General features: G+C 63.1%; 8 protein-coding genes and 1 pseudogene. 5 read left to right on the top strand and 4 right to left on the bottom strand.

All coding sequences use genetic code 11. The features are described 5' to 3' along the window. The 3 genes from acnA to VGO12_RS14270 all read left to right on the top strand — a co-directional run. A partial coding sequence (gene acnA, locus VGO12_RS14280; protein WP_327513411.1) for an aconitate hydratase AcnA occupies positions 1 to 1417 on the top strand: 1417 nt, incomplete at its 5' end. A 206-nt stretch (positions 1418 to 1623) separates the two neighbouring features. After that, positions 1624 to 2397, top strand: a complete 774-nt coding sequence (locus VGO12_RS14275) for a thioredoxin family protein (RefSeq protein WP_327513410.1) — start codon at positions 1624 to 1626, stop codon at positions 2395 to 2397. Positions 2398 to 2808: 411 nt separating this feature from the next. Then, positions 2809 to 3213: a DUF2794 domain-containing protein gene (locus tag VGO12_RS14270; protein WP_327513409.1), complete on the top strand. Its 405-nt coding sequence runs from the start codon at positions 2809 to 2811 to the stop codon at positions 3211 to 3213. 180 nt (positions 3214 to 3393) lie between these two features. On the opposite strand, the gene VGO12_RS14265 is transcribed toward VGO12_RS14270, so the two are convergent. The 4 genes from VGO12_RS14265 to VGO12_RS14250 form a co-directional block, all read right to left on the bottom strand. Beyond that, the gene (locus VGO12_RS14265) at positions 3394 to 3951 is read right to left on the bottom strand and encodes an N-acetyltransferase family protein (protein ID WP_327513408.1); all 558 of its coding nucleotides are present in this window, start codon (positions 3949 to 3951) and stop codon (positions 3394 to 3396) included. Positions 3952 to 4075: 124 nt separating this feature from the next. After that, complete coding sequence (locus VGO12_RS14260) at positions 4076 to 4822, bottom strand: Bax inhibitor-1/YccA family protein (RefSeq protein WP_327513407.1); 747 nt, start codon at positions 4820 to 4822, stop codon at positions 4076 to 4078. 222 nt (positions 4823 to 5044) lie between these two features. After that, positions 5045 to 7597, bottom strand: a complete 2553-nt coding sequence (locus VGO12_RS14255) for an ABC transporter permease (protein ID WP_327513406.1) — start codon at positions 7595 to 7597, stop codon at positions 5045 to 5047. Further along, positions 7594 to 8319, bottom strand: a complete 726-nt coding sequence (locus tag VGO12_RS14250; RefSeq protein WP_327513405.1) for an ABC transporter ATP-binding protein — start codon at positions 8317 to 8319, stop codon at positions 7594 to 7596. Before VGO12_RS14250 ends, VGO12_RS14255 begins: the two co-directional genes overlap by 4 nt. Positions 8320 to 8387: 68 nt before the next feature. On the opposite strand from VGO12_RS14250, the gene VGO12_RS14245 reads away from it, so the two are divergent. Then, on the top strand, positions 8388 to 9029 hold the full coding sequence (locus tag VGO12_RS14245) for an arylesterase (protein ID WP_414650724.1): 642 nt from the start codon (positions 8388 to 8390) through the stop codon (positions 9027 to 9029). Positions 9030 to 9143: 114 nt separating this feature from the next. Beyond that, positions 9144 to 9235: pseudogene (locus tag VGO12_RS14240) on the top strand (RNA 2',3'-cyclic phosphodiesterase); the annotation flags it as partial.

The following is a 9235-nucleotide window of genomic DNA, read 5'->3' as shown; positions in this document are numbered from 1 at the left end:
CCATGGCGACGTCGCCATCGCGGCGATCACCTCCTGCACCAACACCTCCAACCCGTCGGTGCTGATCGCGGCCGGCCTGCTTGCCCGCAACGCCGTTGCCAGGGGCCTGAAGTCCAAGCCGTGGGTGAAGACCTCGCTGGCTCCGGGAAGCCAAGTCGTTGGCGAATACCTCGCCAAGTCCGGCCTGCAGAAGGACCTCGACGCGCTCGGCTTCAACCTCGTCGGCTTCGGTTGCACCACCTGCATCGGCAACTCCGGCCCGCTGCCGGCGCCGATCTCGAAGACGATCAACGACAAGGGTCTGATCGCCGCCGGCGTTCTCTCCGGCAACCGCAACTTCGAAGGTCGCATTTCGCCGGATGTCCAGGCGAACTACCTCGCCTCGCCGCCGCTCGTCGTCGCCTACGCGCTTGCGGGTTCCGTGCAGAAGGACCTGACCAGCGAGCCGCTCGGCGAAGACAGGGACGGCAAGCCCGTCTTCCTCAAGGACATCTGGCCGACCTCCAAGGAGATCCAGGAGTTCATCTTCAAGTACGTCACCCGCGAACTCTACGCGACCAAGTACGCCGACGTGTTCAAGGGTGACGAGAACTGGCAGGCCGTTCAGGTTCCTCCGGGCCAGACCTATGCCTGGGACGACGGTTCGACCTACGTGCAGAACCCGCCCTACTTTGTCGGCATGGGTAAGTCCGGATCGGGCATTTCCGACATCAAGGGCGCCCGCGTGCTCGGTCTCTTCGGCGACAAGATCACCACCGACCACATCTCGCCGGCCGGTTCGATCAAGGCGGCCTCGCCGGCCGGCACGTACCTTATCGGTCATGGGGTCGGCGTTGCCGACTTCAACCAGTACGGCACGCGCCGCGGCAACCATGAGGTGATGATGCGCGGCACCTTCGCCAACATCCGCATCCGCAACCACATGCTCGGCCCGAACGGCAAGGAAGGTGGCTACACCATCCACTATCCGTCGAAGGAAGAGATGTCGATCTACGACGCGGCCATGCAGTACAAGGAAGAGGGCGTTCCGCTCGTCATCTTCGCCGGCGTCGAATACGGCAACGGTTCGTCGCGCGACTGGGCTGCCAAGGGCACCAACCTGCTCGGCGTCAAGGCCGTTATCGCGCAGTCCTTCGAACGTATCCACCGCTCGAACCTGGTCGGCATGGGTGTCATTCCCTTCGTCTTCGAGGAAGGCACGACCTGGGAGACGCTCGGCCTCAAGGGCGACGAGATCGTCACGATCGAGAACCTCGCCAATGTCCAGCCGCGCGAAAAGCGTGTCGCCAAGGTGATCTATGGCGACGGCAGCGTGAAGGACGTGCCGCTGATCTGCCGCATCGACACGCTGGACGAGGTCACCTACGTCAACAACGGCGGCATCCTGCAGACGGTTCTGCGCGACCTCGCCGCCTGATCGGCCGCGAACTGACGACATCGACGAGCCGGGGCGCCGAAAGGTGCCCCGGCTTTTTCCTGCGGTATCGCCGGCCTCTTGCAAGGTCGGCGGCGGCGCTCACCTGCGATCTCACTCCAACGTGACTTCCCGTTGATGGAGCGCCGTCGTATGTAGTGAACTCCCCCTTGAAGGAGCAGGCCGCCGGCCGACAATGAAGTGAAGCCATGACATCCGCAGACCGTTCATTCATTCGCCCCGTTGCATTGGCCCTTGGGCTCCTTGCAGTCGCTGGGGCGCCAGCCAAGGCGCAGGACGGGCAAGCGATCAAGGGTGTCGTGGAGCTGTTCACCAGCCAGGGCTGTTCTTCCTGCCCGCCGGCGGATGCGGCACTGAAGAAGCTGGTCGACGAAGGCGATGTCGTGGCGCTCGCCTATCACGTCGACTATTGGAACTACCTCGGCTGGGCCGACACGCTGGCATCGAAGGAAAACACCGAGCGCCAATACGCCTATGCCCGCATGCTCGGCCGCAACGGCGTCTATACGCCACAGGCGATCCTCAATGGCCGTGATCACCTCAACGGTGGCAACCTTCAGGCGATCAAGACGCGGCTCGAGGCAATGAAGGCGGAGGGCAAGGGGCTTGCCGTTCCCGTCGAAGCGAAGATCCAGGGTGAAGAAATCAAGATCGAGATCGGCAGTGGCATCGGCAAGGCCAATGTCGTCGTCGTCTATTTCGACCGCGCCAAGGTCGTGAAGATGGAGAAGGGCGAGAATATCGGCAAGGAAATCCCCTACTGGCATGCCGTGCGCGACATTCAGACGATCGGCATGTGGGATGGAAAGCCGGCGACCTTTACGCTTCCGGCGACCGTTCTGACCGAACGGCCGGGGAATTCCGGCTGCGCCATTCTGCTGCAGTCGATGAAGGACAAGGAAACGCCGGGCGCGATCATCGGTGCGACGGCGGTGCTCGCCGGTCCGCAGGGCAAGCTGTAGCAGCTGCCCGCGGCACGCATGTTGCCCTTGATCGCAGCCGATTTAAGGAAACATGCAGAAATTCGAAGGTCTACAGCGAGCTATGCGCTTCTCGTAAGACGCGCGGCGCTGTAGGGGGTGGTTCGGCCCGGCAGCATCGAGGGGCTGGGGCTGAGGGTTCGAAGTTACCGGACCGAACCGGCCATGGCTGCGGGCGTGGAACGCTCGCAGCATGACGATCTGACCGGACATACGGTGGCAACGACTCTGTCCGTCAGCGCCCGCGAGTTTTGCGATGAATTGGGGCGGCGATTTGACTGAAATGGGGCAGAGGCAAGAAATGACCTCATCGTCCCAATCCTTCCAGCTTGCTTTTCGGCTCGTGTCAGGCACACTGTTATCGTTCTGTCACAACAGAAGGCCGGATTGCCGATGACCGATGAGCCGGACTTGCCGCAAGGCGAGGCGCGACATCAGCGCCACACCACGTCGGATGTGGTTGTCGATCTTCACGAATACAGGAACGCCAAGGACCCTCTCCCCGTTACTTTTCATCGCCGCGAACTCGACCAGATCCTCTGGGTTTATGGCCGCATGGTCGGCGAAGGCGAGTGGCGGGATTATGCGATTGACCACCTGAAGGACCGCGCGGTCTTTTCCGTGTTCAAGCGCTCGGGCGAGATGCCGCTTTATCGGATCGAAAAGAACCCGAAGCTTGCGGCAAAGCAGGGCGCCTTCAGCGTCCTCAACGTCCACGGCACCATTCTCAAGCGCGGCCATGAGCTGACGCAGGTCCTGAAGGTGTTCGACAAGGTCTTGCGGCTGGTGGAAACCTGACGCGGATCGCGAGGTGATCCTTCGCGCGTGGTTGCCCGGATCCTTGTCGCATGTGCCATCACGAGCGGCGGCGCATGCTTTGCGGCCGACCTGGTGCCACGGTTGGGCGCCTTGGCATGCTCCGCTCACCGGTCTCAAGGATGCAAGGCCTGAGCCGTCAACTCGGCCAGCGCGTGGACGTCAGCCCCTGTAGAGTGAATCCGGGTAGACGTCTTCCGGCGGATCGCTCGTCTCACCCTCGCCAAGCGCCAGCTGCATGATCGCAGTGTCCAGCCAGTGGCCGTGCTTGAACCCGGTCGCCTTCATCGTTCCCTGGTGCTGAAATCCGGCAGCCCGGTGCACGGCGATCGAGGCCGGATGTGCGCCGCCGATCACCGCGACCATCTGCCGGAAGCCGAGTTCAGTGCAGCGCCGCACGAGCTCCGCAAGCAACGCCTTTCCGGCGCCCTTGCCGCGTGCGTCGGGCGAAAGGTAGATCGAGTCTTCCACGAGGAAGCGATAGGCCGTGCGCGTGCGGAAACCGGACGCATAGGCATAGCCGGCAATCGAACCGTTCCCGTCCACCGCCACCATGTAGGGGTAGCCGTAGCCGATGATGGTTTCGAAGCGGGTTCGCATCTCCGCTTCCGACGGCGGGGTGATTTCATAGGTGGCGACGCCGTTCAGGACCGACTCGCGGTAGATCTCGGTGATGGCCGCAAGGTCGGCGAGGGTGGCGTCGCGAAGGGTCAGGGACATGGGGTGCCGGCTCGATCTGGAGGGCTCGTCCTCCATCACTCCCATGGAGACGCAATCCGATCAAGCCGGATTCCGGCAACAAAAAAGGCGGCCGAGGCCGCCTTTTCCGTCTGTCGTTTCAAGCTTAGTTGTTCCGGTTGCCCATGAACTGAAGCAGGAACATGAACATGTTGATGAAGTCGAGGTAGAGCGTCAGCGCACCCATGATCGCCTTGCGGCCGGCAACGGTGCCGTCATCGGCCTCAAAGTACATTTCCTTGATCTTCTGCGTGTCGTAGGCAGTCAGGCCAGCGAAGATCAGCACGCCGATCACGTTGATCGCGAAGGCGAGCGGCGCGGAGCCAAGGAAAATGTTGACGATCGACGCCAGGATCACGCCGAACAGACCCATGATCAGGAACGAGCCCATGCCGGACAGGTCCTTCTTCGTGGTGTAGCCGTAGAGCGACAGGGCGCCGAACGAAGCTGCGGTCACGAAGAACGTCTGTACGATGCTCTGGCCGGTATAGACCATGAAGATCGACGACAGCGACAGGCCCATCAGGGCCGCATAGACCCAGAACGTCGTCTGCGCGGCAGAAACGCTCATGCTATTGATGCGGAAGCTCATGAAGAAGACCATCGCCAGCGGCGCCAGCATCACCACCCACTTCAGCGGGCTGGTATAGATCGCAGCACCGAAGGCGGTCAGCTGGCCACCCGAAAACGCCATCTGGAACGTCAGATAGGCGGCGACACCAGTGATTGCCAGACCGAGCGCCATCAGGTTGTAGACCTTCAGCATGTATGCGCGAAGGCCTTCGTCGATCACGGCACCCGCCTGAGCGCCGGCGGGCGACATTCGGGTTTGGTAGTTTCTCAGATCAGCCATTGTTTCCTCATTTAAGCTCCGGTGGAAGTTACGGTGTCGGGCGGCGTGTTTCGCTTGGGAAGACTTGCTTCCACGCCCAGGCGCCGCTGCGGAGCTCCAGCATGCCTGTGGACAAATATGATGCCGAAACCCGTTGGGTACAAGACCCGAAGCCTCCGGATTCGATGGGACCGGGCTGATTCAGGCCTTGTGTGACAGGGTTTTACGGTTAACTCGGCCCCGTCAAAGTTCACGCAGGACCGGTGCCGCCTTCTGTCCGAGAATGCGCCAGGTCCCGGCAAGACCGATGCCAACCGTCATGACAAGCGCGGCGACGACCGTCACGATGGCGACGTCGGGCAGGAAGTTCGACGGCAGCGTCATGATGCGGCTGACGACGAACCAGGCGGCGACACCGCCGGCAAACAGCGCAAAAACCGCCGTTGCAACCCCGAGGATTGCGTATTCGTAGCTGAAGGCCCGAATGAGCGTCGAGCGCGTCGCACCCAGCGTCTTCAGCACGACCGCGTCGTGCACGCGCGCCCTGTTGCCGGCGGCAAGCGCCCCGGCAAGCACCAGCACCGACGCGACGAGCGCCACGGCGGCCGCCGCCCGGATCGCCGTTGCCAGCTGGCCGAGCAGACCGTTCACAATGTCGAGAGCGTCCTTCACGCGCACGCTGGTGATGGTCGGATAGGCGTTGGTGACGGCCTTCAGAACGGCAGCCTCTTCCTGCGGCGTCGCGCCCGGATCGATCACCGTCGCCAGCCAGGCGTGCGGCGCGCCGGCAAAGGTATTGGGCGAAAACACCATGACGAAATTGATCGACAGCGATTCCCACTCGACATTGCGGAAGTTGGCGATCCTGGCGGTGATGTTGCGCCCGAGCACATTGACGGTCACCGTGTCGCCGATCTTCAGGCCCAGCTCGCCGGCCTCTTCCGCCGAGAAGGACACCAGCGGCTCGCCGCTATAGTCGGCCGGCCACCAGCCGCCTTCCGACAGCGTCGAATTCTCCGGCTTGTTCTTGGCATAGGTGATGCCCCGGTCGCCACGCAGAACCCACTGCCCTGCCGGCGGCACGTTGCGGCTGCTCACGTCCTCCCCGTTGAAGGCGACGATCCGGCCGCGCAGCATCGGCACCTCGATGACCTTGCCCTCGGGTATCGTCTGATTGAGAACGGCACGGAAGCCTTCGATCTCGTTGCTCTGGATGTCGACGAAGAAGAAGTTCGGCGCGCGCTCCGCCATGCTGCCGGTCAATTCGCGCCTGAGATTGCCGTCGATCAGCGCCAGCGTCACCAGAAGCGCCAGCCCGAGTCCGAGCGACAGCACCACGGAAGACGTCAGCGCGCCCGGACGGTGAATGTTGCCGATCGCGAGCCTCAGCGCCGGCGAATTGACCCGCGGACTGCGGCGCGCAAGCCAGGCGATCGCAAGCGCGACGCCGCGCAGCACGACGAACGCAAAGGCGATCGCGCCAAGAAACGTGAGCGAGATGGTGCGATCGTAAGCGGTCCAGATCGCCAGACCCGCCAGCGCCGCAAGGCAGGCGGCCGCGCCGAGCAGATAAGGCCATGCCGGCAAGCCCGAAGGGTCAAGCCCCTGCTGGCGGAAGAGCGCGGTTGCCGGAATGGCGCGCGCCCGACCAAGCGGCAGGATGGCAAAGGTCAGCGCCGTCAGCACGCCGAAAAGGGCGGCAAGGCCAAGGGCACCCGGATAAAGATGGAAGGCGGTGGAGATCGGCAGCAAATCGACCAGGAACTGGGCCGCAACGAACGGAATGAGGGCGCCAAGCACCAGACCGATCACAATGCCGATCGACGCGATCATCAGAATCTGCGCCAGGTAGATCATCGCCACGAGCGAGGCCGGCGCGCCCAGGCACTTGAAGGTCGCAATCACGCTGCGCTTGGCATCGAGATAGGCGCGCACCGCATTGGCGACGCCGACGCCGCCGACGATCAGCGCCGTCAGGCCGACCAGCGTCAGGAACTGGGAGAAGCGGGTGATGTTGGCCGTCAGAGCAGGTGCCGCGTTGCCGCTGGTACGGATCGACCAGCCGGCGGCCGGAAAACGCTTTTCGGCATCGGCCCGAATGGCTGCGATCCGGTTCGGATCGGCAACCTTGACCTTGTAGCTATGCTCGACGAGGCTCCCGGTCTGCACCAGACCGGACGCGACGAGCGCCTCGGCCGAGACCATCAGCCGCGGCGCAAAACCGAAGCCGTCGGAGAGTGCGTCCGGCTCGCGCAGGATCGTGCCGTCGATGCGGACGCGGGCATTGCCGATGAGAACCTCGTCCCCGACCTTCACACCGAGGCGATCGAGCAGCAGCGGCGCCACGACGGCGCCGAAAACCGCGCCGTCTCGCGACAGAATATCGTGCAAGGGGCGTGCCGGCTCGCTTTCCAGCGCACCATAGAGCGGATAGGCGGCGTCGACGGCCTTCAGTTCGACCAGCGCCTGATTGGAACCGTCCGGCATCCGGGCCATCGAGCGCAGCCCCGCCGAGACCGAAACCTGACCGAGGCCGTCGAGATAGGCGCGCTCCTCGGAGGTGGCCACACGATTGTTGAGCTCGAAGCGGATGTCGCCGGCAAGGAGGGCCTGCCCCTGCGATGCGATCGTCGCGGTGATCGACTGCGACAGCGAGTTGACGCCGGCGATCGCCGCCGTTCCGAGTGCGATGCAGGCGAGGAAGATGTAAAAGCCCCTGAGGCCGCCGCGCATCTCGCGCAAGGCGAGGCGCAAGGCAAGCAGCGGCTGAAGTCGCAAGGAGGAGGCGCTGCTCATGCCGAGGCCACATCCTGGCGCGGCATGGACGCGAGCGGCTCGACTTCGCCGCCGGCGACAATCTCGCCGGAGCGCACGCGCACCTGACGCACGCAGCGGTCGGCAAGGGCAGCATCATGCGTCACCAGCACGAGTGTCATGCCACGGTCACGCTGTTCGGCGAAAAGCAGATCGGCGATCTGGCGTCCGGTTTCGGCATCGAGGTTGCCGGTCGGTTCGTCGGCGATCAAAAGCTTCGGCGAGGGCGCCAATGCCCTTGCGATCGCCACGCGCTGTTGCTCGCCACCCGAGAGCTGGCCCGGATAGTGGCTGAGCCGCTCGCCAAGGCCGACGGCAACGAGTTCCTTGCGCGCGATCTCGAAAGCGCCGGCAACATTGGCGAGTTCGAGCGGGACGGCGACGTTTTCAAGCGCCGTCATGTTGGGAATGAGGTGGAAGGACTGGAAGACGATGCCGATATTGCGTCCGCGAAAGTCCGCAACCCTGTCCTCGTCGAGACGGTGCAGCGGCGTGCCGTCGATGACGATCTCGCCGCTGTCCAGACGCTCGAGCCCGGCAAGCACCATCAGAAGCGTCGACTTGCCCGAGCCGGACGGGCCGACGATGCCGACGGACTGGCCGGCCTCGATCGTCAAGTTCATGTCCTTCAGCACATGCACCGAGGCCGCAGCGGTCCCAAGGGTCAGATCCGCATTTTTAAGTTCGATGATGGTGCTGGCCAAACGAAACAACCCTATATGAAACGAGATGATGAACGGAAAAACGGCATTCGGGATTTAGGAACAGGCCCATGGCATTAAAAGGATTTCAACGGCTTTTCTTGGCGGCAATGATGACATTTGCGTTATCGCAGGCGGCGCGTGCCGAAACGATCAGCCTCGTGGGCTTCGGCGACAGCCTGATGGCGGGCTATCAGCTGCCCCCGGAGGACGCGTTCCCCGCACGACTTGAGAAGGCGCTGAAGGACAAGGGCATCGACGTGACGATCGCCAATGCCGGCGTCTCCGGCGACACCTCGTCGGGCGGCCTTTCCCGCATCGACTGGTCGGTGCCCGACGGCACGAAAGGCGTGATCCTCGAACTTGGCGCCAACGACGCGCTGCGTGGCATCGCGCCGGAAGCAACCCGCAAGAACATCGAGGCGATGATCACCCGCCTCAAGGACCGCGGTGTCGCCGTGCTGCTCGTCGGCATGATGGCGCCACCGAACATGGGTGCCGACTATGCCGCCCGCTTCAACCCGATCTATCCGGAGCTGGCCCAGAAGTACGGGCTGGAACTCTACCCGTTCTTTCTCGACGGCGTGGTGACCGAGGCAAAGCTCAAGCTCGACGACGGCATGCATCCGAACGGCGACGGTGTCGGTGTGATGGTCGACAAGGCATTGCCGGTGGTCGAACGTTTCCTGGCGACGTTGAATAAGACGGAGTGATGACATCGTCCACAGTTAAGAGAACGTTAATATTCGTAAGCGTCAAATACCAGTTGCGTGCAGACTCGATGCGTGATTCGCTAAGACATCTGCAAGAGATTCGGGGAGCTCGCCATGCCGAGACTATTCACCGCCCTCGAAATTCCGCGCAATGCTGCAATGAGTCTTTCATTGCTGCGCGGAGGTCTTCCCGGAGCTCGCTGGAT

The sequence above is a fragment of the Ensifer sp. genome, from assembly GCF_035999135.1.
In the GTDB taxonomy this organism is placed as follows: domain Bacteria; phylum Pseudomonadota; class Alphaproteobacteria; order Rhizobiales; family Rhizobiaceae; genus Ensifer.
The sequence above is the reverse complement of the archived record's forward strand: the minus strand, read 5'-3'. Positions and strand labels throughout refer to the sequence as shown.